The sequence below is a fragment of the Roseibium sp. HPY-6 genome (genome assembly GCF_040530035.1).
GTDB lineage: Bacteria > Pseudomonadota > Alphaproteobacteria > Rhizobiales > Stappiaceae > Roseibium.
Map to the genome: position 1 here is coordinate 822,203 of NZ_JBEWCD010000001.1, position 23,226 is coordinate 845,428.

26 protein-coding genes are annotated in these 23,226 nt (G+C 56.5%); 7 read left to right on the forward strand and 19 right to left on the reverse strand.

Features of this window, described 5'->3' with window-relative positions:
• Positions 1–65: 65 nt before the first annotated feature.
• Positions 66–1,205: an alanine dehydrogenase gene (gene ald, locus ABVF61_RS03910; RefSeq protein ID WP_353992220.1), complete on the reverse strand. Its 1,140-nt coding sequence runs from the start codon at positions 1,203–1,205 to the stop codon at positions 66–68.
• A gap of 182 nt (positions 1,206–1,387) precedes the next feature.
• On the opposite strand from ald, the gene ABVF61_RS03915 reads away from it, so the two are divergent.
• Positions 1,388–1,858 carry an Lrp/AsnC family transcriptional regulator gene (locus tag ABVF61_RS03915; protein WP_353992221.1) on the forward strand — a complete coding sequence of 157 codons (471 nt, stop codon included), beginning with the start codon at positions 1,388–1,390 and terminating at the stop codon, positions 1,856–1,858.
• Positions 1,859–1,988: 130 nt separating this feature from the next.
• Positions 1,989–2,873, forward strand: coding sequence for an SMP-30/gluconolactonase/LRE family protein (locus tag ABVF61_RS03920; RefSeq protein ID WP_353992222.1), 885 nt, complete (start codon positions 1,989–1,991; stop codon positions 2,871–2,873).
• 24 nt (positions 2,874–2,897) lie between these two features.
• Here ABVF61_RS03920 and ABVF61_RS03925 read toward each other — a convergent pair whose 3' ends face one another.
• The 6 genes from ABVF61_RS03925 to ABVF61_RS03950 form a co-directional block, all read right to left on the reverse strand.
• Positions 2,898–3,485, reverse strand: a complete 588-nt coding sequence (locus tag ABVF61_RS03925; RefSeq protein ID WP_353992223.1) for a hypothetical protein — start codon at positions 3,483–3,485, stop codon at positions 2,898–2,900.
• Between the two features lie 92 nt (positions 3,486–3,577).
• Positions 3,578–4,408, reverse strand: coding sequence for an oxygen-dependent tRNA uridine(34) hydroxylase TrhO (gene trhO, locus ABVF61_RS03930; RefSeq protein ID WP_353992224.1), 831 nt, complete (start codon positions 4,406–4,408; stop codon positions 3,578–3,580).
• A 202-nt stretch (positions 4,409–4,610) separates the two neighbouring features.
• Positions 4,611–5,606 (reverse strand): zinc-binding alcohol dehydrogenase family protein, encoded by a 996-nt coding sequence (locus tag ABVF61_RS03935; RefSeq protein WP_353993661.1) that lies wholly within the window; start codon positions 5,604–5,606, stop codon positions 4,611–4,613.
• A 38-nt stretch (positions 5,607–5,644) separates the two neighbouring features.
• The gene (locus ABVF61_RS03940) at positions 5,645–6,433 is read right to left on the reverse strand and encodes an ATP-binding cassette domain-containing protein (RefSeq protein WP_353992225.1); all 789 of its coding nucleotides are present in this window, start codon (positions 6,431–6,433) and stop codon (positions 5,645–5,647) included.
• A gap of 72 nt (positions 6,434–6,505) precedes the next feature.
• Positions 6,506–7,447: an ABC transporter substrate-binding protein gene (locus tag ABVF61_RS03945; RefSeq protein ID WP_353992226.1), complete on the reverse strand. Its 942-nt coding sequence runs from the start codon at positions 7,445–7,447 to the stop codon at positions 6,506–6,508.
• 48 nt (positions 7,448–7,495) lie between these two features.
• Positions 7,496–8,518: an ABC transporter permease gene (locus ABVF61_RS03950; protein WP_353992227.1), complete on the reverse strand. Its 1,023-nt coding sequence runs from the start codon at positions 8,516–8,518 to the stop codon at positions 7,496–7,498.
• Between the two features lie 200 nt (positions 8,519–8,718).
• On the opposite strand from ABVF61_RS03950, the gene ABVF61_RS03955 reads away from it, so the two are divergent.
• Positions 8,719–9,558, forward strand: a complete 840-nt coding sequence (locus tag ABVF61_RS03955; protein WP_353992228.1) for a GntR family transcriptional regulator — start codon at positions 8,719–8,721, stop codon at positions 9,556–9,558.
• Between the two features lie 65 nt (positions 9,559–9,623).
• On the opposite strand, the gene ABVF61_RS03960 is transcribed toward ABVF61_RS03955, so the two are convergent.
• Positions 9,624–10,751: a mannitol dehydrogenase family protein gene (locus ABVF61_RS03960; RefSeq protein ID WP_353992229.1), complete on the reverse strand. Its 1,128-nt coding sequence runs from the start codon at positions 10,749–10,751 to the stop codon at positions 9,624–9,626.
• A gap of 269 nt (positions 10,752–11,020) precedes the next feature.
• Between ABVF61_RS03960 and ABVF61_RS03965 the strand changes: the two genes are divergently transcribed.
• Positions 11,021–11,689 (forward strand): GntR family transcriptional regulator, encoded by a 669-nt coding sequence (locus tag ABVF61_RS03965; RefSeq protein ID WP_353992230.1) that lies wholly within the window; start codon positions 11,021–11,023, stop codon positions 11,687–11,689.
• 172 nt (positions 11,690–11,861) lie between these two features.
• Here ABVF61_RS03965 and ABVF61_RS03970 read toward each other — a convergent pair whose 3' ends face one another.
• The 3 genes from ABVF61_RS03970 to ABVF61_RS03980 all read right to left on the reverse strand — a co-directional run bounded on the left by ABVF61_RS03970 (position 11,862) and on the right by ABVF61_RS03980 (position 13,806).
• Positions 11,862–12,851 (reverse strand): NADPH:quinone reductase, encoded by a 990-nt coding sequence (locus tag ABVF61_RS03970; protein ID WP_353992231.1) that lies wholly within the window; start codon positions 12,849–12,851, stop codon positions 11,862–11,864.
• A gap of 101 nt (positions 12,852–12,952) precedes the next feature.
• Entirely contained in the window at positions 12,953–13,357 is a 405-nt protein-coding gene (locus tag ABVF61_RS03975; protein ID WP_353992232.1) for a YybH family protein, read from the reverse strand.
• Positions 13,358–13,386: 29 nt separating this feature from the next.
• Entirely contained in the window at positions 13,387–13,806 is a 420-nt protein-coding gene (locus ABVF61_RS03980; protein WP_353992233.1) for a YybH family protein, read from the reverse strand.
• Between the two features lie 221 nt (positions 13,807–14,027).
• Between ABVF61_RS03980 and ABVF61_RS03985 the strand changes: the two genes are divergently transcribed.
• Positions 14,028–14,303 carry a winged helix-turn-helix transcriptional regulator gene (locus ABVF61_RS03985; RefSeq protein WP_502949928.1) on the forward strand — a complete coding sequence of 92 codons (276 nt, stop codon included), beginning with the start codon at positions 14,028–14,030 and terminating at the stop codon, positions 14,301–14,303.
• 477 nt (positions 14,304–14,780) lie between these two features.
• Here the strand turns inward: ABVF61_RS03985 and ABVF61_RS03990 are convergent, their stop codons facing one another.
• Positions 14,781–15,647, reverse strand: coding sequence for a LysR family transcriptional regulator (locus ABVF61_RS03990; protein ID WP_353992235.1), 867 nt, complete (start codon positions 15,645–15,647; stop codon positions 14,781–14,783).
• Positions 15,648–15,789: 142 nt separating this feature from the next.
• Here ABVF61_RS03990 and ABVF61_RS03995 point away from each other — a divergent pair, with 142 nt between their 5' ends.
• Positions 15,790–16,515 (forward strand): putative quinol monooxygenase, encoded by a 726-nt coding sequence (locus tag ABVF61_RS03995; RefSeq protein ID WP_353992236.1) that lies wholly within the window; start codon positions 15,790–15,792, stop codon positions 16,513–16,515.
• A gap of 130 nt (positions 16,516–16,645) precedes the next feature.
• Here ABVF61_RS03995 and ABVF61_RS04000 read toward each other — a convergent pair whose 3' ends face one another.
• The 7 genes from ABVF61_RS04000 to ABVF61_RS04030 are packed head-to-tail and all read right to left on the reverse strand — an operon-like array spanning position 16,646 to position 22,560.
• Positions 16,646–17,515 carry a dioxygenase family protein gene (locus ABVF61_RS04000; protein ID WP_353992237.1) on the reverse strand — a complete coding sequence of 290 codons (870 nt, stop codon included), beginning with the start codon at positions 17,513–17,515 and terminating at the stop codon, positions 16,646–16,648.
• Between the two features lie 11 nt (positions 17,516–17,526).
• A complete protein-coding gene (locus ABVF61_RS04005) occupies positions 17,527–18,834 on the reverse strand; it encodes a TRAP transporter large permease (RefSeq protein WP_353992238.1) in 1,308 nt (435 codons plus the stop codon).
• A complete protein-coding gene (locus ABVF61_RS04010) occupies positions 18,831–19,391 on the reverse strand; it encodes a TRAP transporter small permease subunit (RefSeq protein WP_353992239.1) in 561 nt (186 codons plus the stop codon). Before ABVF61_RS04010 ends, ABVF61_RS04005 begins: the two co-directional genes overlap by 4 nt.
• A gap of 29 nt (positions 19,392–19,420) precedes the next feature.
• Entirely contained in the window at positions 19,421–20,506 is a 1,086-nt protein-coding gene (locus ABVF61_RS04015) for a C4-dicarboxylate TRAP transporter substrate-binding protein (protein ID WP_353992240.1), read from the reverse strand.
• Positions 20,507–20,535: 29 nt separating this feature from the next.
• Positions 20,536–20,991 carry an OsmC family protein gene (locus ABVF61_RS04020; protein ID WP_353992241.1) on the reverse strand — a complete coding sequence of 152 codons (456 nt, stop codon included), beginning with the start codon at positions 20,989–20,991 and terminating at the stop codon, positions 20,536–20,538.
• Positions 20,992–21,001: 10 nt separating this feature from the next.
• Positions 21,002–21,682, reverse strand: coding sequence for a malonic semialdehyde reductase (locus ABVF61_RS04025; protein ID WP_353992242.1), 681 nt, complete (start codon positions 21,680–21,682; stop codon positions 21,002–21,004).
• Positions 21,679–22,560 carry a fumarylacetoacetate hydrolase family protein gene (locus ABVF61_RS04030; RefSeq protein WP_353992243.1) on the reverse strand — a complete coding sequence of 294 codons (882 nt, stop codon included), beginning with the start codon at positions 22,558–22,560 and terminating at the stop codon, positions 21,679–21,681. Before ABVF61_RS04030 ends, ABVF61_RS04025 begins: the two co-directional genes overlap by 4 nt.
• Positions 22,561–22,662: 102 nt before the next feature.
• Between ABVF61_RS04030 and ABVF61_RS04035 the strand changes: the two genes are divergently transcribed.
• Positions 22,663–23,049, forward strand: coding sequence for a YciI family protein (locus tag ABVF61_RS04035; RefSeq protein ID WP_353992244.1), 387 nt, complete (start codon positions 22,663–22,665; stop codon positions 23,047–23,049).
• The last annotated feature ends 177 nt before the right edge of the window (positions 23,050–23,226 follow it).

A 23,226-nucleotide genomic window follows, 5' to 3' on the forward strand; every position in this document is an offset into this window, starting at 1 on the left:
TCAAACGTGAAAAGGCCGGTCGAAATGACCGGCCTTTTGCTTTCAGAAACGCAAATGTGCCTCAATCAGGCAGCCTGGCTCGCGTCACTCTGCTCAAGAGCGGCTGCGGGATCGACATAGTCATAGCCAAGGGCTTCAGCGACCGCTTCGCAGGTTACCTGTCCGCCAATGACGTTCAGGCCCGGCAGGAAGTTCGGATCATCCAGAAGCGCCTGCTTCGCGCCTTTGTCGGCGAGCGCCAGGGCAAACGGAAGCGTGGCGTTGTTGAGCGCGTAGGTCGAGGTTTTCGGCACCGCGCCCGGCATGTTGGCAACGCAATAGTGCACCACTTCGTCAACGATATAAGTCGGATCAGAATGGGTGGTCGCCTTGGAAGTTTCAAAGCAGCCGCCCTGGTCAATCGCAACATCCACCAGAACCGATCCCGGCTTCATGCGGGAAACGAGATCCTTTGAGACCAGTTTCGGCGCGGCAGCACCGGCAACAAGCACAGCGCCGACAACCATGTCGGCTTCAAGAACATGCTTTTCAAGCGCAGATTTGGTCGAGTAGACGGTCTTGAGAGCAGGTCCGAAAGTTTGCGAAAGCTGGCCGAGAACCGCGGTGTTGCGGTCCAGAACCGTGACGTCGGCACCAAGACCGATGGCCATTGTGATGGCGTGGGAGCCAACGACACCCCCGCCGATCACGACGACTTTGGCCGGCTCAACGCCCGGGACGCCGCCGACCAGTGTGCCGGAGCCGCCATGAGCCTTTTCCAGGGCCTTGGCGCCTGCAATGACCGAAAGACGACCGGCCACCTGCGACATGGGTACGAGCAGCGGCAGGCCGCCTTTGGCATCGACCACGGTTTCATAAGCGATGCATGTCGCGCCCGATTTCACCAGATCAGCGGTCTGGTCCGCGTCCGGCGCCAGGTGCAGATACGTGAAGAGAATGTGGTCCGGACGCAGCATCGCACGCTCAACAGCCTGCGGTTCTTTCACCTTGACGATCATCTGAGCCGCATCGAAAACTTCTTTCGCTGTTTCCAGGATCTTCGCACCGGCAGCCTCGTAGTCGGCGTCGCTTGCGCCAATGCCAATGCCGGCATTCGTTTCAACCACCACGTCATGACCGTGCGCGATCATTTCGTAGACACTGTCGGGCGTCAAACCAACCCGGTACTCGTGGTTCTTGATTTCCTTGGACACACCAATGCGCATAACAGCTACTCCTCTGGGCGTGTTATCGATTGACTCTAGTGTACGCCCGATGGCCTCGAATGTGCTTGCGTTCCATATGAACGAAAGGTGATTTGAAACAATTTTATTGCAACAAACTGGAATTTCTTCGAATATTATGCAAACATTGTTCAGTTTACCTGCAATATGTGCGGCGCAACAAAATGAAACTCGATCGCCTCGACCGCAAGATACTCGACGTTCTGCAAAAGGATGGCCGCATCGCCAATGCCGATCTCGCAGATGTCGTCGGACTGTCGGCCTCCGCCTGCCTGCGCCGTGTGCGCGCGCTTGAAGAAGCAGGCGTGATTGAGAATTACGTCGCTCTGCTTGACCAGCGCAAACTCGGCCGACGCATGGATGTTTTTGTCGAGATTTCGTTGACGGGTCAGTCCAAGGAAACGCTGGAGAGCTTCGAACGCGCGGTCTCGCGGTCAGAGGAAATCATGGAGTGCTTTCTTATGGCCGGCGACGCCGACTATATCCTCAGGCTGACGGCGGCAGATCCGATCGACTTTGAACGCATCCACCGGGATCACCTCTCGCAGCTCCCCGGTGTGCTTCGGATGAAATCGTCTTTCGCCATCCGCCCGATCGTGAAGCGAACTGCGTTGCCACTTCACGAGGAAGCATGAGCCTACCAGGCCCTCGGGGTCTCGTTTTGCTGGCGGTAACAGTCTGTGCTTTGCGGTCTCGACGCAGCATGCCGTCGGTTATATAGTCCGCTTCCGTTCAACAGCTTGGCGCTTCAAGGAACCTGCCTCGGTGTCCCACACGATAACCCGTTTTCTCGACACGACTTATCAACTTGGCGAATGCCCGACCTGGGATGACAGGAACAACCGCCTGCTTTGGGTCGATATTCAAGGCCGCACCATTCAGTCCATGGACTGGGACAGCCATGAAATAACCACCTGGTATTTCGATAACGAGGTCGGTTCATTCGGCCTGACCGACGACGACCGATTGATCGTCGGCGTTTGGGACAAGATCCTTCTGTTTGATCCTAAAACCGAGACAAGCGAAGTGCTTGCCGAAGTCCAGGCAGACCGCCCGGGAACCCGTCTCAATGACGGCAAGATCGGCCCAGACGGCGCTTTCTGGATCGGCACCATGGACACCGCCTCCCCGCGCGAGCCGATTGCCGGACTTTTCCGGATCGACGGCAAAGGCCAGGTCGAGGAAATCCGGGATGAACTGCAGTGCTCCAACGGTCTCGCCTGGAGCCCGGACGGAGCCTATATGTATCACGCCGATTCCACCCCCGGCTGGATCGAGTGCTACGCCTTCGACAAGGCAACGGGCGCTCTCGGCTCAAAGATGCTGTTCGCCCAACAGACCAATGAAACCGGCCGCCCGGACGGCGCTGCGGTGGATGCGGATGGCAACTACTGGAGCGCAGGCGTTTCTGCCGGCGTGCTCAATTGCTTTGCCCATGACGGCAATCTTCTGGAGGCAATCCGGATGCCGGTCCCGAAACCGACAATGCCGTGCTTTTGCGGCCCGGATCTTGATCAGTTGATCGTGACGACGATCAAACAGCCCTCCGACTCGACTGCTATCGAACCCGACACGCTATCGGGCGGACTTTTCCTGATTGATGGTCACGGCAGGAAAGGCCTGAAGGCAGAGCGGTTCAGGACCCGGTAAATTCACACCACATCAGCGAAAAATTCAGTATTTACAGCCCTTTACCCTCACCGGCTGCCAGACGGTTTTCGCCGACTGAACCATGACCTGTCGGCTGACCGTCTTGTAGACGGCCGGCGTTGACACAACATGGCTTGAGGCCGGTTGCAGCATCACCTTTTCCTTGACCGTGCTGTAGACAGCGGGATGGCGCACGGCGACCTTTGAAGCAGGCTGCACCTGCACACGTTCGCTGACCGTCTGATAAACCGCCGGATGCTTGACCTTGCAAAGCGTCTTGCGGCCCTTGATCATCCGATACTCCCAGCCGACGCTGGCCTGCCGGACCATAACCTTGCGATGACGCGTCTGATAAACGGCTGGTGTCGTGCGGTAGGAGACCGTCTCCGCCTGCACCAGAACCCGGCGGTTCTGATACCCGTAAACGGCGGGCGTTTTGACGACCCTGTTGCTGGCCGCCTTGACCAACACGCGCTCGTGCACGGTCTTATAGACCGCCGGCACCGTTGCCTGCTGGTAGCACGCCAGTGCCTTGCCACCGGCGAGCACAGGAGTTGCAAGAAAAGGACTGATTACCAGCGCGAACACTGCGCTCCAGGAACTGCGACGCATAAACTCATCCCCCAGTCTGGTGCAGGAAAACGACCTGCAACCTGACTTTAGGGAAATTTACCAAGGCATTAAAGCGAAAAAGTTAATTTTCGTTAAGATGTGCTGCGTCGGGCGTCCGCGAGGTCCGGTTGATTCATCGGGCCTTTTTCGTAATCGGTGTCCTCGTTGATGATGTGGCGCGCTTCCTCCGGCACCCATTCACCCCAGCGCGGCTGCAGCTGATGATCGACTGACACGCGGTCGTCGAACACGAAACATTCCCCTTTCCAGAGACTGTCTGCCTCCGGCACCTTCTCCAGGTAATTCAGAATGCCGCCTTCCAGGTGATAAACGTCCTCAAAGCCGTTCTTGAGCATCCATGCCGTTGCCTTTTCACAGCGGATACCGCCGGTGCAGAACATTGCAACCTTTGGCTTTTGCTTCAGATCGTCTTGGCCGTGAACCCAGTCGGGAAACTCGCGGAAGGACTGTGTTTTAGGGTTAAGGGCCCGATCGAAGGTTCCGAACGCAAACTCGTAATCGTTGCGCGTGTCGATTACGACAACGTCAGGATCGGAGATGAGGGCGTTCCAGTCTTCCGGCTTGACATATTCTCCAACGATTTCGTTCGGATCGATCCCGTCCACGGCAAGGCGCACGATCTCCTGTTTCAATCGTACTTTCATGCGTTTGAAGACATGTCGATGCGTCCATGCCTCCTTGTGCTTGAGATCTTTGAAGCGCGGATCGCCGCGCAAATGTGCCAGAACCGCCCGCACGCCCTCTTCCGGACCGCAGATCGTCCCGTTGATACCTTCCGACGCAAGCAAAAGACTGCCACGCACATCGTGTTCGACGCAGAAGCGCTTGAGCGGGTCGCGCATCTCCTCGTAGTCTTTGAGCGGCGTAAACAGGTAAAGGGCAGCGACCAGAAATTCGTTCATTGGTTTTCTTTTGATTGGCGGATACGCCCTGCTTCAAGCAGCCAGGGTCATGCAATATCGGTTGGTGCTCTCTATACAGCGAGAGGCCCCGGTCTGAAAAGTCCGCAGTTTATCTGACCTGCTATACGCCTGCTTGCGCCACCTTCCCGACCGACTCCCAATCACGCAAAACGGTTGACCGGCGACGGCGGGCGTGCCGCGCCTAGACCGTAACGACTGCCTTGATCAGCGTGTCACGGTTGTTGGCAAGCTCTTCAAAGCTCTCCGCGATGGTGTCGAAAGGGATGGTCAGCGAGCAGAGCGCATCCGTGTCGATCAATCCCTGGCGGATCGCCGTCATCACGGTTTCAAAATCCCGGGCCGTGGCGTTCCGGCTGCCGATGATCTGGGATTCGCGCTTGTGAAACTCCGGGTCATCGAAGCGGATTTCATCCTTAACGACACTGACAAGAACATACCGGCTGCCGTGCGCGAGCAACGGGAACCCCGCCTCGATCGCACGCGCACTTCCTGTCGCGTCAAAAATCACATCAAAGCCGTCAGAGAGGGCACCAGTCAGAATAGCGCCGGCGTCATTGTGGCATTTGTCGAAGCCAAATTTTTCAGAGGCTTGTTTCAGCCTGGCTTCACTCAGATCGAGAAGATGGACTTCAGCGCCCTGCAACTTCGCAAACAAAGCCGTACCGAGACCGATCGGACCGGCTCCCGTCACAAGGACCCGCTCGCCTTGCAGGTCACCGGCACGGCTGACCGCATGCGCCCCTATCGCGAGGAATTCGACCATGGCAGCCTGCAATTCGCTCAGACCTGACGCGCGATAAAGATTGGTGACAGGGACGGCGACCCTGGCACACATCCCCCCTTCCCTGTGAACGCCGAGCACTTCGATCCGCTCACAGCAATTGGGCTTGCCTTTTCGGCAGGCCCGGCATTGGCCGCAGGAAACATAAGGGTTGATGACGACAAGCTCGCCTCGCTGCCATCCGCCCACCGCTTTGGCAACGCGGCCGCTGAGCTCGTGACCGATCGTGCGTGGATAATCCAGGAAAGGGTGCTTGCCTGCAAAGATGTGGTAATCCGTGCCGCAAATCCCAACCGCGCAGATGTCGATCAGCGCCCAGCCTTCGGGCGCTTCGGTCGGTAAATCACGCGACTCCAGTTGAAAAACGCCCGGTTTTAAAACGACTCCACTTCGCATCTTGGTTGTTGGAGCCTGTGTCGGCATCGTGCTTAGCGTCATTGCAGCATTTCCCGTCCGCGCGGCACCCAGTCATCAGGCAACTCACCTTTGATGATCAGGCTGAGGACATCGTCCTTGGTCACATCTTCGATCCGGTGCGATCCGACATTCCGTCCTTTGTTCATCACAATCACGCGGTCACACAGTTCGAAGACATCGTGCATATCATGGCTGACCAGCAAGATGCCAATTCCCTCGGCACGCAGCTGTTTGATCAGATCGCCCACCATGGCCGTTTCTGAAGGTCCAAGCGCCGCGGTCGGCTCATCCATGATCAGGATTTTCACATTGAAATAGATTGCGCGGGCAATCGCAATGACCTGTCTCTGCCCGCCGGAGAGTTTGGAGACCGGGTCATCGAGGTTTTTGAAATTCGGATTGAGCTTGCGCAGGACCCGCTCCGTCTCGCGCATCATCCTCCTATCGTCCAGATCGCCGTACCATGTCTTCAACTCCCGCCCGAGAAAGAGATTGGCGGGCGCATTGAGATGGTCCGCGAGAGCCAGGGTCTGGTAAATGGTCTCTATGCCAAGGTCGCGGGCATTATGTGGATTCTGGATCTCGGCCACGTCACCATTGACCTTGATCGTGCCCTGGTTAGCCAGCATCGCGCCAGAAAGGATCCGCATGAGGCAGGATTTTCCGGCACCGTTATGTCCCAGAACGCCAACAACTTCACCAGCGTAAAGATCCAGGGAGACGCCGTTAACCGCGCGGATGCCGCCAAAGTGTTTCTCAATATCGGTCATCTGCACCAGCGGCAGCATTTCGCTCTGCAGGCTCATCAAAATGCATCCTTTGGAAAAAAGGTGCCGGGAACCCCAGGAAGGAGTGGGCCCCCGGCAAGTTGGGACTGATCAGTAAAGGACGTTTTGAACTTCCGGCTTATCGATGTTGTCCTTGGTGGCCAGAACGACACCCGTGTCGATGAACTCAGGCACGCTCTCGCCGTTCATCAGTTTCAAGACGGTCTGTACGCCAAGCTCGCCCATCTGGAACGAGCCCTGGACAGCCGTTCCGGCAAGGGTTCCGTCCTTGACGAAATCCTGAAGGTCGGAGTTTCCGTCAAAACCAAGTGCCGTGATGCTTCCTGCCTTGCCCGCCTGCACGATCGCGCGGCCCATGCCGATGGCGGTCGGCTCGTTAGCGCCGAATATGCCGACCAGATCGTCATTCGCCGCCAGAACGTCCGTGGTCTGGTTCAGCGCGGTCGCCATCTGCGACTGCGAGTAGAACGGGCCGACGATTTCGATCTCGGACTTCTCGTTGATCCGCTCTACGAAACATCCCACGCGCCCGATTTCCGAGCCGACACCGGCGACATATGACATGACGGCGACCTTGCCCTTGGTGCCGACTTCCGAAAGCATTTTGTCGGCGACGAGCTGACCGGCGGCGCAATTGTCCGTCGAGAGGAACGCCTGGTAGTATTCCTTGCCGTTGTCGGCGAGGCCGGAGTCAATAATGACAACCGGAATTTGCGCCTCGAACGCCTTTTTGACAGCCGGAATGAGCGCTTCGGGATCGGAAGGCGCAAGCACGATGCCGGAAACGCCTCTGTTGACCGCGTTCTCAACCAGGTTCACCTGATCTGCAATGGCAGATTCCGATGCCGGACCGTTGAAGCTCATCGTATGCGCTTCCTGACCGCCAATGGCGGCAGTCGCACCCTTGTTGACGTTCTGCCAGAAGTTCGAGTTGGTGGTCTTGACGATGACCGCGATTTCGCCGGCATGTGATGCCGCTGCGGTAAGCGCAAGCGCGCTTGCCATCATCATGGTTGAAATCAGCTTCTTCATAATATTCTCCTCCGTTTGAAGTCTCGCTGGTATCTGGGGTCCGGCTTGTTAGCGCCGGTTTCGGATCTGATCGATGTAGACCGCCAGAATGACGATCACGCCGATCACGATTTGCTGGATGAATGCGGACACGCCCGCCATGTTGAGGCCGTTGCGCAAGACGCCAATGATGAACGCCCCGATCATGGTTCCGGATATGTTGCCAACGCCGCCCATGAGCGATGCGCCCCCGATGACCGCCGCCGCAATCGCATCGAGTTCGTACATCACCCCTTCGTTCGGCTGCACGGTCACCAGTCTCGACATCAGGACATTCCCGGCGAGCCCCGCCAGGGCGCCGGAGAGCGTATAGGCAAAGATCTTGGTTCGATCGACCAGGACCCCGGAAAGGCGCGCAGCCTCTTCATTTGATCCGGTCGCATAAATATGCCGTCCAACCTGCCGCCGATTGAGAAGATAGGCGGCGGCGATTGCCACGACGGCAAGCAGAATTGCGGGATAGGGAATTCCCGGAAAAACGACCTTCGGGAAAATGCCGCCGGTCTTCTCGACGATCCGGAACAGCGCCCCGTTGCCCAAAGTGCCGAAGGCCTCCCCAAGGCGGGAGATCGGTGCGGCTCCGGTCAATTGCAGCGCAATACCCCGCGCGATCAGCATCATGCCGAGCGTTGCGACGAAGGGCGTTATCCGCATCTTGGTGACGACAAAGCCGTTGACGAGACCGCAGGCGGCACCTGCGACAATTCCGAGAGCCATCGCTGGCGCTGTGGGCACACCGGCCTTGATGGAGAGGCCTGTCACAACACCGGAAAGCGCAAGCACGGAGCCGACGCTGAGGTCGATCCCGCCGGTGATGATGACCATTGTCATGCCGATGCCAAGCAGCCCGATGACCGACGTCTGGAGCAGGACGGTCAGCCCGTTATTGACCGTGAGAAAGGCATCGTTTCCGAACGAAAACGCTATTATCAAAGCCACAAGGGTCAGGACTGCGGACAGCTTGTGAAACGAACCGGTCGAGAGTCTGAAAGCCGACGGCACCGGATACGTCCCCCTGTCAAGATTCGCCATAAATCCTCCCGGGCGAACATTGAATTTAATTATTAAAAACAAACTGGCATTTGACGATTGGCGCGTCAATTGTTTTTTATTAAATTGTACCAAACAAGAGAATTGTTCTTCGAACCGAATGTGCTAACTTCTCTTCCATGGCCCGGACTGACGACCGATTTCGAAGCGCTTACAATAAGTTGCTGGATATTTGCACCCAAATGGAAGTTGGTGGGCAACTTCCGGCTGAGGCCGTTTTGGCTGATCGTATGGAGGTTAGCCGAACGATCATACGCTCCGCCCTTCAAAGATTGGATACGGAAAACCTGATCCAGTGGGAAGGACGCCGGAAGACACTGATAAAACAGCCCGAAGCTCGGCACCGGCTGTCACAATCGGAAAGCACGCCGACGGGTGAAGAGCTCGAAAAACGGTTCCTGGAGTGGATCCTCCGGTTCGACGTACCGGCCGGAACGTCTCTCAACATCGCACAACTGTCACGCCAGTTCGGTGTCCCGGCCCACAGCCTGCAGGAATTTCTGTCCGGTTTGAGCCGGTTCGGGCTAGTTGAGCGGGGCTCGAAAGGCGGATGGATCCTGTCCGGATTTACCGCCGAATTTGCGATCGAGCTTTCAGACTTCCGGCTCGTGCTGGAAATGAACGCCATACGTCACCTCCTCTCGCTTCCCCAGGACCATGAAATCTGGGAAAAGCTGAAAGAGATCAGAGCCGAACATATCGCGCTTCGGAAGGATCTGAAAAAGCGCTACCACGATTTTTCAACGCTGGACGGCAAGTTCCACGCAACGGTCAACAGCGTCGTGAAAAACCGCTTCGTGCTCGAGGCGCAGAAACTGATCTCCCTGATTTTTCATTACCACTACATGTGGGACAAGCGCGACGAACTGGAGCGCAACGCGGCCGCCATCGAAGAACATCTGGAGTGGATCGATGCGATGCTGGCGCGCGACATGAACGGATCGGAAGAAGCCGCACTCAGGCACTTGAGACGGTCAAAGGAAACGCTTCTGGCATCCCTGAAGAACCACAAGCTGGCCTGAGGTCATGTGTCCCGGGACGGTATGCCGGCACAGTTTGCATATCTCAAACCGACTGAACCAGCTGTCTAGGGCAGCATATGAACGCTTGCCGGCGCGGCGGCAGCCATCTCCAGACGCGGCGCTTCGAACTTCGGATCTGCTTCCCGCGCCCAGGCGAGAAAACCTGCGATCCGTCGCTTGACCTTTTCCGGATGGTTTTGAGCAATGTCTGCCAGCTTGTGATCCAGAAACGGGTTCTTGAACCGGTCGAGCGTGGTCGCGACATAGTCTTTGGCTACACGCGCTCGCCCATACGCACCAAACCCGGGAACGACCTCGTTTGCATAAAGCTCTTCCAGATCCGCACGGACTGGCGGATCACTTACCATATCCCGCACATATCGGTGCTCATTCCCGCCGGCACCCAGCCATCGTGAGACGAGATACGTATGGCCAAGATTGAGCACAAAGAGCTTGAGTGTCTCAACGTCTTGAAGATTGGCAACGACCTGGATGCAACGATGCTCGCAGGGCAAAACCAGACCCGGCTGATCTTCGATGGCCCATAAAGAATAGGGTTCGGCAACGGCGCCGGCCGGTTCCAGCGGCTCCGATACGATCCTGTCGACCAGCGAGTTCACCCAAATGACATCGCGTTCAAGCCAGTTGCGGAACGCCGCAGGATAAAGGCTGGAGATGTTCAGGACGAGATCGCGCAAAACCGAACCGTTCTGAGCAACGAGTTCGGTAGGCATGACCTGTATCGGCTCTCCGTGAGCCTCATAGCGGCGGAACAGAAACCATGCGAGCTTCGCAGGGTAAGACATCTCCTGCGAATACCTGGCAACCTTGTCGGCTTCTCTTGGTCTGAACCCTGCATCCGCCGTGTTTGAAAGAATGATGCGGGCCTGATCGGTTACGATGTCCCTCACGCGGTCCAGATCATCAGGCAATGACAGCGACCTGACGATGCTTTTGACGCGTGTGGCTGTGTCGACAAGCTGCCCGTGCTCGAGCCCCTTGATCTGCACCTCAAAGCCTTCGTCAGACGCGAGCGCTTCAAGCCGCCGCGACCGGCTCGGATCGCCGCTCGTCTGGACGACCGAAATCGATCCAAGCGCCCTGCCCTCCTTCAACGCTTCGGATACAAACAGATCGGCATGCGCCTGAAGGAACCGGCTTGTGCCGAACTGTACGATCGGGGTGTGGGACATATCGACTCCGGATGAACTTAGTTTGTTTATTATTATTTTGTACAAAATTGGTCAATTCAATTGCGCCAATCGGTTCTTTTTCCTCAGTGCACTGCGCAAGTGATCTGCCTGCGCAAGCGCTATCCGGAATTGAGCTGCTTCGACTGGAAGCGCCAAAGTTGGGTTTTAGTTTTTTCCCTGATCAAATTGACTTGATCTAAAGGCGTATTCTCCTAGTTAAAACTGGAAAAGGTCACGGAATATCGATATTATCTGGCATGGCGATAAAAATGCACATTGATCCCGCGCAGGAACCATCGGCGACCCAACGCGCCTATCTTGCAATTCGTAGAATGATCCTGATCGGTGAGCTGGCACCGGGCGAAAAACTCAAGATCGAAAAACTCCGCACCATCCTGGAGATGGGTGGCTCGCCGATCCGCGAGGCGCTGACCCTGCTCGTGTCGGATCTGCTCGTGGAACGCCTCGACCAGCGCGGCTTTCGCACAGCCGAAATCAGTCCATCCAACTTTGCCGAAATCCTCAATCTGCGCTGTCACCTTGAGGAAATGGCGCTTCGGGAGAGTCTTGCAGCAGCCGATCATGCCTGGGAAGACAAGTTGGTGATTTCTCACCATCGCATGATGCGGGAACCGCGCGCCAATGTTGAGCGCTTCGAGGAGCTGCACAAGGCCTTTCACATGAACCTCTTGAACGCCTGCCGTTCACCGGTGCTCCTGAAGTTCTGCAACCAGCTTTACGACCTCAACATCCGCTACCGCTATCTCGCCGGCCGCGCCCTCAACTATTCTTCCCGTGATATCGGCAAGGAACACACCGATATCATGAACGCCGCCGTCGACCGGGACGCCGACACAGCTTGCCGTCTCCTGCTTGACCACTACCGCAACACCGGCGCGTTTCTGGAAAAGCACTTCACGACCGAAGCCGCCGAGTAGGCCCGTCCGTTAAACAGGAAAGCGGGGGCACTTGTAGTTGGCGGAAAATCACGACGTCCGCGCGAACGCAGGGGTCGACTGGCACAGCGCAGAAGGTCGGCTTTAAGCCTAAAAAAGCATGATCTCGCCAACAGGTCGAATGTCTGCAAGCCAGTCATAATCTGCGGCGCGGTCATTCTCCCGCAACCGTTAAAACGACATTTCCGATGGTTGAATTGTCGTCGACGACATCATGCGCGTGGGCAATCTGCTCGAGCGGGAAAAGAGCATGAATTCGCGCATTGATCTGACCTGCTTCGAGCATCTTGGTCAGATCTTCCGTTGCGGCTCTAAGGACCGCACGCGGTAGCATGAAGACGATAAAGAAGCCAAACCGCATCTGTTGGATGATCGCGCCGACCATGGGGAAAGCAGCGTCAAAGTCGTCAGACCCGTAAGCTGCAACAAACCCGCCGTTTTTGATCAGACCCGGCAGGAGCATTGCGTTGGCACCAAGGTTCACTTCGATAATATGGTCAACGCCGGACCCATTTGTGATCTCTTGGACGCGCAGGATGACATCGTCTTCCCTGTAATCGATCACATGTTCCGCGCCAGCCGCGCGGGCAGCGTCTCCTTTGGCTTCGGAGCTCACCGTTGCAATGACCGTTGCGCCTTTTTGCTTGGCAATCTGGATCGCGTAGTTGCCAACGGCTCCCGCGCCTCCTTTAACGAGAACAGTTTTGCCGTTCAGCGCACCGTCCATTGTGACCGCATGATAGGCCGTCAGCAAAGGAACACCGAATGTAGCGCCTGCCTCGAAGGATACGTTTTCAGGTAGCACAATTGCATTCTCCGCAGGAGCGACAGCATATTCCGCCGCTGTGCCATCTCGACCATCCCATTGGACAGAATGCAGCCACACCCGCTGGCCAACGCGGTCTTCGGATACGTCCGCGCCCACGGCTTCGACCACGCCTGCACCGTCATGGTGCGGCATTACGTGCGACCATTCACCTTGGATCGGGAATATTCCTGCGCGGGTCTTGGTATCGGTTGGGTTGACGCCAGAGGCGTGGAGTTTGACCAATACCTGGCCGGCAGCAGGCGTAGGTTTGTCCCAGTCAACTATTTCCAAAACATCCGCAGCCGGACCGGTTTGCTGATAAATTGCAGCTTTCATGTGTCTTCCTTTGAAGTGTTTGGGATCTCCACGACATCTCCTTCCGGACAAATGCGATTGCGCACTTGTCCGCGTACTGTCTCGGATTGTTTGGGAGGTTGTTAGCCGCGGACCGGTGTCGGCACGCGGATCGGGCAATCAATGAAGTAGGTCCAACCGCCGTGCTCCAGCTGCTTGACGACCTCGGTAGAAACACCTCCGCCCAGTGTGTTGCCATTTCGGTCTTCGACGGTCCACTCACCCTGAAGGATGGCAGTGTCTCCGTTGATCATCTCGCCGGACACTGAGCCCTTTAAATTCACGCGATTGGCGACAAAGTCCTTAAAGATCTCGCGCACCCCGTCGTGGCCCACCATGGGTTCGCCATCAGGGTCCATTGCGACGCGCACGTCCGGGTGGAACATGGACACCACGCCCTCCATGTCTCCGTCTTTGATAAACTCTGCGACGCGTTCCACAATCTGATGCGGGCGCTCAGCAATTTTGCGTTGTGTCGTTGTTGTCATGTCAGTGTCCTTGGGAAGAGCGGTTTGAATCAGGCAAAATCAGTTGGGGTTACGTCAGGGGGCGTGTTGTCCATATCAAAGAGCAACTTCCACTCACCGGCGTCATTGCGGCGGTAGGCCAGTGCCACGCGTCCAGTCAAATGCGCGTCTTCGGGCGGGGTTACGCCTGCTGGTGGCTCAAAGTAGTAAATCCCCAAAAGGAGCGCCATTTTGCCCTCGATAAAGACCGCCTCTTCCTTGTGGTGCAATGTGCCTTCGATCATCCGGAAGGCCTGCTCGTACCAAGGCTTGATTTCGTCAACACCGCGCATCAACGGCGCACTGGCATTGGCGTAGATGCTCTCAGGGTCATAGAGTGTGAAGAGCGTGTCGATATCGTTTTCGTTGAACGCTTTGAGCCATGTGTTCAGGTTCGCGCGAACCTTATCGAGTTCTGTCTTATCCAACATGAAGACCTCGCGGAATAACAACCTGACAGCCGTCAGGCGTGATGAATTGAGCGACCCATCTCGATGTGTCATCATGACAGGTAGCAATCCGCGAAATGGCTTTCTACATGCGGAAGTGTGAGCAACTTACATAGGTGTTAGTGCTGTCATCGGAGGCGCAAGGAATGTCATTTGACTTTGACTTGGACACAAGTGTTGACGATTGCCCTGTGGAATTTGCCGTGAGAATCATTGGTGGCAAATGGAAACCGGTCCTGCTGTTCCACTTGATGATGGGCGCCAAGCGTTATTCCGAGCTTCAGCGCCTCGTATCCCGTGCTTCAGATAGGATGCTGACACGGTCTCTTCGTGAATTGGAAGCAGACGGACTCGTGCATCGTGAGGTCTTCCCGGAAGTGCCGGTTCGAGTTGAATACTCACTCACACACGACGGCGAGACGCTTTACCCGATCTTAGCCGAGATGAGCAGATGGGGGACAAGACGGCAAAAGGCTTGAACCATTCGGTTTTCGAGAGCGGAAATTCGGCTAAAGTTCAAATGGCCGCATTGTCCGCACCGCCGTTCTTGAAAAATTTCTCCGCGGGCGGCAGGTGCTTAAAGTCAGTTCCTGAACCTGGAAAGGCATCGTACCCGTCTTACGAATCCTGTCGAGTGCCAAAGTCCGGGGTTTTGCTGTTGCAAAGGCGGACGGTCCCGCGCGAACAGCGATAAGAGGCCTAAAAGCGCCATTTCGACCCCAGCCGCGCTTCGGAGTATCCCGTAATTGATCGCCATCGTTCAGAATTCCAGAGACAGCGTTGCAATTGGTTCGCCTACCAACTTGCTCCAATGACAAAACAGAGGCCCTAGTCTGTCGAGAGCTTTGGTGGGACTTGGATTGCGTCGGTCAACTTTGACAGGCATTTGACTTCCGGGCCTTTGCGACCCGCGGTGACTTAGTTTTCATCCGTTTGGCAAGGAACAGATTTTGACGCTATCCACGGGCAAACTCGCGAAGCAGCGCAGTTGCCTCAGGCCTTGTTGCCTGATGCCGAAAACGCAGAGCAAAAACATCGCGGGCGATGTCCATGTCCTTGATGGTCAAACAGGCAAGACCTGGATCATTTGGAATCGCCGTGGCCGGAAGTATCACGGCACCTGACCCTTTCCGGGCCAACTCCAACAACCATTCAATTCGATTTGACCGATATGCAGCATAGAGGACGTGATCATTGTCGGCGAAGGCCCCGTGAAGCGTGTCCCGCATCTCGCAATTCGGGCGATCAAGGAGATCGGTTTTGGCGAGCGTCTGCAAAGTTACACTCCCCAGGTCGCTCATCGGATGGTCCTTTGCGACGACTACAAAGTAAGCCTCACGATAGAGATGGTCTATTCGATAAAGGTCCGAGTTGACCTGCGTCGACGTTACCACCAGATCGTGCTGACCCTCACGAAGCGCTGCCAACAGGGTATCGGCCGGCGCGACGATCAACTCGATTTCTGCCTCGGGCAGGCGTTTGCGAAATCGCTCTACAACCTCTGAAATTCTTTTGTGTCCGATCGTTTCTCCAAGCCCAATACTGATTGGTACGCGATCCAGTCTTACGTGGCGAACGGCTTCCGCCTTGGCCTCTACGGTCTCAGAATGAATATTCTGAAGCCTTGGTTGCAAGAGTTTGCCAAGAGGGGTTAGCCGGCACCCTGCCCGGTCTCGAATGAACAATGCGCCACCCATTTCGTCTTCCAGCTTCTTGATCGCTGCTGTAAGCGACGGCTGCGATACGTTTGACGCGCTGGCGGCATGCGTGAAGTTGCGATGCTCACAGACCGCGAGAAAGTATCGGACCTGGTTCATCTCCATTGGCGCCTCCTCTTGCAAAGCTGAAAAATCCAACGTGTCACTTCGATAGTCAACGCCTATCGAAAAATAGAACTTCAGGATTGGAACCGGTCTGCAGCGGCGTGGGAAAAGAATGCATCGAAATCAATCACCGGAGACGACCATGAATTCTCAAATCATCCAGATGCTTTCGGCAATCGCCCTCATCATCACTGCTACCTCTGTACATGCACAGGACGACAAAATGACCAGCCGCACCGCAAGCTACATCGCAATGCCAGCTGCAGAAGGACAATCCCAAGCATTCGCCGAGTTTCTTGCCGGCGCTGCACCGTTGGTCAAAGCGAGCGAACCCGGGACCGAATTGTGGTTCGCACTGCGTGCCGAAAATACGCTCGCGATATTTGACATCTTCGAAGATGAAGCGGCGCGCAATGCGCATTTCTCCGGGGCTGTCGCAAGAGCATTGGAGGAAAACGCTGGTGTTCTCGTTGAAGGCGGTTGGGACAATGGCGTTGTTGCCAACATTGAAAACTCTGATGTTCTTTCTTTGAAGGCTCCTGTCGATCTCTACTCAGCAACCACAGCAACGTACATCAAACTCGAAGCGGCACCCGGCCAAAGCGACAACTTGCGCGCCCTGCTGGCAGCTGCAGGCCCGATTGTCACCGAAACCGAACCGAAAACGCTGTTTTGGGTGGCCTTGCAAATCGACGAGACACACTTTGCGATCTTCGACATCTTCGCCGACAATTCTGGCCGCGAAGCTCATTTTGCGGGCCAGGTCGCCGCACTTTTGAACGAGAAAGCCTCCAAACTTGTCGCAGGCGGTTGGGAAGACGGCGTGGTGGCCAACGTCAAAAACTTCGACATCATCGCAATCAAATAAAGAACCGTTTTCGTAACACGTTGCCCGGCGCCGTCTGTGCCGGGCATCTTGCTTTAGCGCAGTTGGTTTAACGGGATTCGGGAGAAAAGCGCTGATGGAAGCTTCGCTCACGAGCAGCTCTGTCTCGGTCTTATTCCCGCACGAGAACCAGGTCGAAATCCGCGAGCAGATAGGGGTCTTCGACCTTTCCGGAAAGCGCGTACCCTTCGGCGGGGAATGAGTCCGCCGGTTGTTCGACATAGGTCATGACAAGATCCTCGCGTACGCCAAACACCGTGTCTTCGTCCAGATAAGGATCATCGTCGGGGAAAATTTCAGTCACAAGCGTTCGAAAGCCCGGCGCCTTGACGATGTAGTGGAGATGCGACGGACGCCACGGGTGCCGGCCGCTTGCGTTCAGGATGTCACCGACCGGGCCGTCGCTCGGCACCGTATAGCTGACCGGCTTGACCGTCGTGAAACCGTAGGCCCCGTCCTTGCCCGTTGTCTGAATTCCATGGAATGAATAGGTGTCCTGCTGCGCATCCTGACTGGAGTAGAGGCCATTCGGAGCCGTCTGCCAGATATCCAGCTCCGCGCCCTCAATCGGGTTGCCGTCTTCGTCCCGGATCGTGCCCCTTGCAAGCAACACCTGGTCCGGGTAGTCCCGGCGCATGTCGCCGCCAATCGCAAGCGGCGGGGCACCGGTGATGTGGAACGGACCAAGCACGCTTGAAGAGGTTCCTTTGGCGCTGGAATGCAGCATGTCGACCAGAGACGACAGCCCCAGAACATCGGATAGAAGCACAAACTCATGGCGCTCCGCGTCAGAAATGTTGCCGGCCCATTCCAGGAACTCGATGCCCTTGCGCCATTCTTCATGGGTCAGGTTGGTCTCACGCGCAAAGTCATGAAGATGCGTGACAAGACTTTGCAGGATTTCCTTCAGACGCGGATCCGTATCCGGACCGAAATAGCCCATGAAGACATCGGTGATGTTGTCTTTCGTAACATGACGCATGGATGCACCTTTTAGTTCAGAATAGCCAGGCTGAGCGAGGGCCAGCGGATCAGCGCGACCAGGACGATCAGCATCACCAGCGCGAAAGGAAACGCGCCGACGAATACGTCCTTCAGCGAAATGCGCGGATCGTTCAGCGTGGCTTTGATAACAAAGCAGGATATACCGAGCGGCGGGGTCAGGAGACCGATTTCCGCGCCAACCACCGTGACAATGCCGAACCAGACAAGCGACAGCCCCATCGGCTCCACCAGCGGCAGAAACAGGGGCACCACAATCAGGATGATCGACGCCGTGTCGAGGATCGTTCCGAGGAAGATCATCAGGAGCACGTAGATGACCATGATCCAGAAGAAGGTCAGCTGGGTGTCCGTCAGAAGATCCCCAAGCTCGTTCGGCAGCCCGGCAAGCCCTAGCATGCGGCTATAGATCGAGGCTGCCGTGATCAGGAACAGGATCGACGCGGTAATGTGGCCGGTTTCAAGGAGCGCCTGCCAGAGCGTCTTCAGCGTGAGCTTCTTGCGGAACGCTGCAATCAGGAGACCGAGCAGCGATCCGGCTGCCCCCGCCTCCACCGGCGTCAGCCAGCCGGTGTAGATGCCGCCGAGCACGGCAACGATCAGGACAAGGGTCGGAAGCGTCTTGTCGGCGATTTCGACAAGCGACATCCACTCTGTCTCCTCTGCCGGGCGGCCACCTACGTATTTTGGTGTCAAACGCCCCATCAGGAAAATCGCGACGACATAGGCAGCAGCAAGCAGAATGCCCGGGACGACGCCGGCCAGAAACATGTCCCCGACGCTCTGTTCGGCGACAAACGAGTAAATGATCAGCATTGCGGACGGCGGGATGATCATGCCGAGAACGGACGATCCAGCAACGACACCCACCGCAAAGCGCGGATTGTAGTCGAAGGCCAGCATCTGCGGGACAGAGACCTTGGAAAACACGGAGGCAGAGGCGATCGAGGATCCCGTCACCGCGGCAAACACCGCATTGGCACCGACAGTTGCCATGCCGATGCCGCCCTTGACCTTGCGAAATCCGGAATTCATCACTGTATAGATGTCCGCGCCAAGACCCGCCTTGGAGACAATCAGCCCCATGAATGTGAACAGCGGCACCGTCGCGAACGTGTATTCCATCACGCTGTCGCCGATGGCGATTTTCAGGAGGTTGATGGCCAGGTCGAAATTGTCCCGCATCAGCAGGATGGAGACAAAGGACACAAGGCCAAGCGCGATCGGAATGTAAACGCCGAGATAAACCAGAACGACAATCGCGACGACCGACAGAATGCCAATTTCAAATGGTGTCACGTGGTTTCCTCTGGATGTTCGTTGAGGCGGACAGGATCAACCTTGTGGTCCGGCATGAGGACCTTGATGAAGAACAAGATCATGCACAGAAGCGAACTTAAGAAGATCGTCAGCTTGATCGGCCACCACGGTGCGGTGAAAATGCCCGGAACGCCGAAAAAGTCCTTTGTTTCATACATTTCAACGAATTCAGGCCAGATCGCGTAAGCGACCAGCAGCATAAAGACGCCCGACACGAAGTTGATCGTACGCCGGATCGAATCCGCGGCATGCGGCCGTGTTGTCGACAGGATGGTCAGGAAGCCGTCGGACCGTGTCAGCCTGTTCATGCGCACGACATCGGGCAGTTGGAGAAAAACGATCAGGACCATGGAAAACTGAACCACCTCATACGCCCCGCGAAACGGAGCGTTGAAGAGGCCGCGCGCCACCACGTCATAGTTCACGATTAGAACCAGGGCGAGCACGATCAGGGTGCCAACTGCGTTTGCACCAATGGCAACCCAGTTGGCAAGTTTTGTAAGGGCGCGAACGCCAGAGTGAAGTGGACGCAGCATTCCGGCGCTCCCGCTTGTTCTTGCAGCGGTTACTGAGAGAGTTCCGCAGACCAGTCACGGGTCGGGGTGTAACCCGCATCCTGAAGTTTGGTCATGTAGGCCTTCAGCATGTCGCTGCCCGGCTCGCCCTTGGAATCCAGACCGGCGGCCCATTCAACAGCAAGGTTGGGAATTGCGGCAGCCCAGGCTTCACGCTCTGCTGGATCCATTTCCACGATCGTGCCGCCGGATTCGACAAACTTGTCACGGCTGGCCTGTGCCCGGTCCATGGCGATCCCGGCGACATGGTCCCGATACGCGACCGCGACTTCCTGCAGAACGTTTTTCACTTCATCGGGAAGACCGTCCCAGTAGTCCTTGTTGACAGTGATCGTCTTCGAGTTCACCGCCCCAAGGTCGGCCTTGAGCATGTAAGGGGCCACTTCTGCGATCTTGAACGTACCGGCAGCTTCCGGCCACAGCATGGCTTTGTCGACCAATCCGGTCTGCAGCATGTTGTAGAAGTCGGTCAGGCCGCCGCGCACGCCTGCTGCACCGTCGATGCCTTCAAGATAACGCAGGTTCATGCCGGCACCCGCAACCTTCTTTCCTTCAAGATCGGAAATGCTGCTGATCGGTTCCTTGGAGAACACCTGATAGGTGTCGAGCACCACGCCGGTCGCCAGGTAGACCTGGTTCTGTTTCTCGAATTCCTTTTGCATTGTCGGGAATTCCTTGGCGATCTCGTCCACCGCCTTTGCGACCGCGCGCGAATCCGGCGCGACGAATGGCGTGACAGCGGAGATTGCCTGGCTTGGCAGTTTCGACGAATGGAAGATCGTCGTCACAATGCCGATGTCCCCAAGACCCAGCTTGACGCCTTCAAGCACGCCCTTGGGTTTGACAATGGAACCGCCGTAGCTTTCCTGCCAGTCCATCTTGTAGTTGCCGGTTTCGGCAAGACGCTTGTCCACCTCGGGAATGAAGAAGTTGGTGAACTCCTTCACCCACAGCGCGCGCGCAGGATAACCGTCGATTACGACAGCCTTGATCGTCTCAGTCGCGAATGCGGGCATCGACGATGCGCTCAGGAGCGCCAGTGCCAGAGCACTCCGTCTTGTCAACTTTCCAATCATTGCATTCTCCTCCCAAAGAAACGGAACGATCAGGGTTTTTCCCAGATCGTTTCAAGTGTGGTCCCCGACTGTTCAAAAAGCTTGGACAAGGGACAGTATTTGGCGACTTCGGAGCCGACACGCGCAAGGTCCTGCTCCGTCGCGGTCCCGTCGCTCTTGACCACCTGGCGCAACGCGACGAAGGGAACATCAATTTCCTCTTCGAGCGTGACGCCGCGGCGGTCGAATTCGCAGGTGATCTCAATTTGCAGATGTCCGATATCGACACCCAGTTTGTTTGCGCACTTGTTGCCGATCACATTCGTGCACCCGGCAAGCGCGGCCAGCGCGGTTTCTGTCGGTGCCGGACCCAGATTGGTACCGCCACGCGCTTCCGGCTCGTCGATCGAAATTGTCAGATCCCGGATCTCAACATCCGTACGCGAGTGGCTGACACCGGTGCCTCTGGAACGCAATTTGACAACTGTCTTTTCTCTCAGGGCCAAGGTTGCAACCTCACAGAAACTTGCAGGCTTTTTCGAACGGAAGACGTGGCAGCTTTTGAAACAGCGCCGTTTCGTCCGCATAGCCGAAGTTGCACAGAAAGTTTGATCTCAGTGTCGTGCCGGAAAAGAACTCCTCGTCGACGATTTTATTGGAAAAGCCGGACATCGCGCCGACATCGAGCCCGAGCGCACGTGCCGCAATCATGAAGTAAGCGCCCTGCAGCGTGCCGTTGCGAAACGCAGTCGCCTCGGAATGCTCCGGCTTGCCCTCGAAATGCGGGCGCCGGTCTTCGTGTGGGAAGAGGTAAGGCAATTCCTTCCAGAACTCGAGATCATGGGCGATGATGACCGTTGCCGGCGCGGACATCATCTTGTCGATGTTCTTGTCTTTCAGGGCCTTGGCAAGACGCGTCTTGGCCTCGTGACTTTCGACGAAATAAAAGCGCGCCGGACAGGTGTTCATGCTGGTCGGCCCCGCAGCCGTGATCTCGTAGATTGTCTCCAGGATGTCTCTCGGCACAGGCTTGTCCTGCCAGGCATAATGCGATCTGGCTGTGCGCAGGATCAGGTCGATACCGTCGTCGTCGAGCTTGCCGATCCGCTCACGCAAATCCCGGATATGGGCATGCGCTTCCGCCCGCAGCTTTTCCAGCGCCGCACCGGTAGGTGCTTGGGACGCGGCCATGGTCATTCCGCAGCCTCCGTCGCAACCACATCCTCTTCGGCGACAACGGGATTGGCACAGATGCCAATGCCTTCGATCTCAACTTCCACCGTTTCACCGGGCCGCAGCCAGCGCTGCGGCGTCTTGGCATGGCCCACACCGGGCGGGGTACCCATCGCCAGCATGTCACCGGGCTCAAGCGTCGTGAATTCGGAAATGGTCGAAATGGTTCGGGCAACACTCCAGAGCATGTCCGATGTTGTTGCACTTTGAAGAATTTCAGTCCCGATCCGGGACTCGATTTTCAGCCCGTCCGCACCTTCCGGCAATTCGTCTGGCGTCACGATAACGGGACCGACAGGACCCGTCGCATCGAAGTTCTTTCCAGGCGTCCACTGATGGGTCTTGCGCTGGTATTCGCGCACGGAACCGTCATTGAAGATCGTGTAGCCAAAGACGTGATCAAGGGCATCCTGCTCGCTGATATGCTTGCCGCCCTTCCCGATGATGGTCATCAGTTCAGCTTCATAGTCCAGCTGGTCCGAACATCTTGGCCGTATCATCTTAGCGCCAGCCGGTATCATTGACGTCGTGCAGCGCATGAACAAGGCCGGATAGGAGGGCACAGCGTAGCCGCCTTCCTTGATGTGATCGACATAGTTCAAGCCGAGACAGATGATCTTGCCGGGTCGTTCGATCGGAAGCCCCGGTGTCAAGGAAGAAACAGGCTCCGCGTCGGTGCTGTCCTTGCGCGCCAGAACATTCTCCAAGTCAACGCGCTTTTCGATCAGCGCCTGAAGATCGGTTCCGACATTCCCGTCAATCGCGGTGAGGTTCCAGGCCCATTCTCCCTCAACGAGAAAGACGCCTTGCCCCGTTACACCTGTCCCTACCAAAAATCGCATACCAGCCTCGGTGTTTCCAAATTTTTTGTTACTTTGACGACTATTTTTAAGATTGTCAAATAATATCGATTTTTTTATTCTCATCGAAACTGGAGGTGAAATATGCCGAAATGGGTCGACTACAAACGCATGGCGAAAGAGCGCGGGGCGCTTGCTCTGGAGCTCTATGTCGTGAACACAGTGCCAACCGGACCGGACGCGGATGTACCTGGCACTCTCCCGGATCATCTGGCCTATCAGGCGAAGATGGAACAGGAAGGCAAACTCGCCTTCGCCGGTCCTGTTTCCGACTTTTCCGGCGAGGATCTGAACGGTGAAGGCATGATCATTTACCGTGCCGCATCGCTCGAAGAAGCGCGCAGCTTTGCCGAAGAGGATCCGATGCACAAGAAAGGCGTCAGAACATTCACGATCCGGCGTTGGCTGATCAATGAGGGCAGCTTCACACTGTCTGTCGGTCTGTCGGGAAACAGGGTCAAACTGGGCTGAGCCCCTGATGCGGCAATGCCGGTATTCACCATATGGGCAATTGGGCTGAGTACCCCGCTGTCGTATGGTTTTAAGACGATGCGAAGGGCGGCTGAAAAACGTAGTGCCCCGGATCCGCGCACCACAGCTACTGCTGTGTCATTCCAAACGGTTTGACGGCGCATCAGCGCCCCGGAG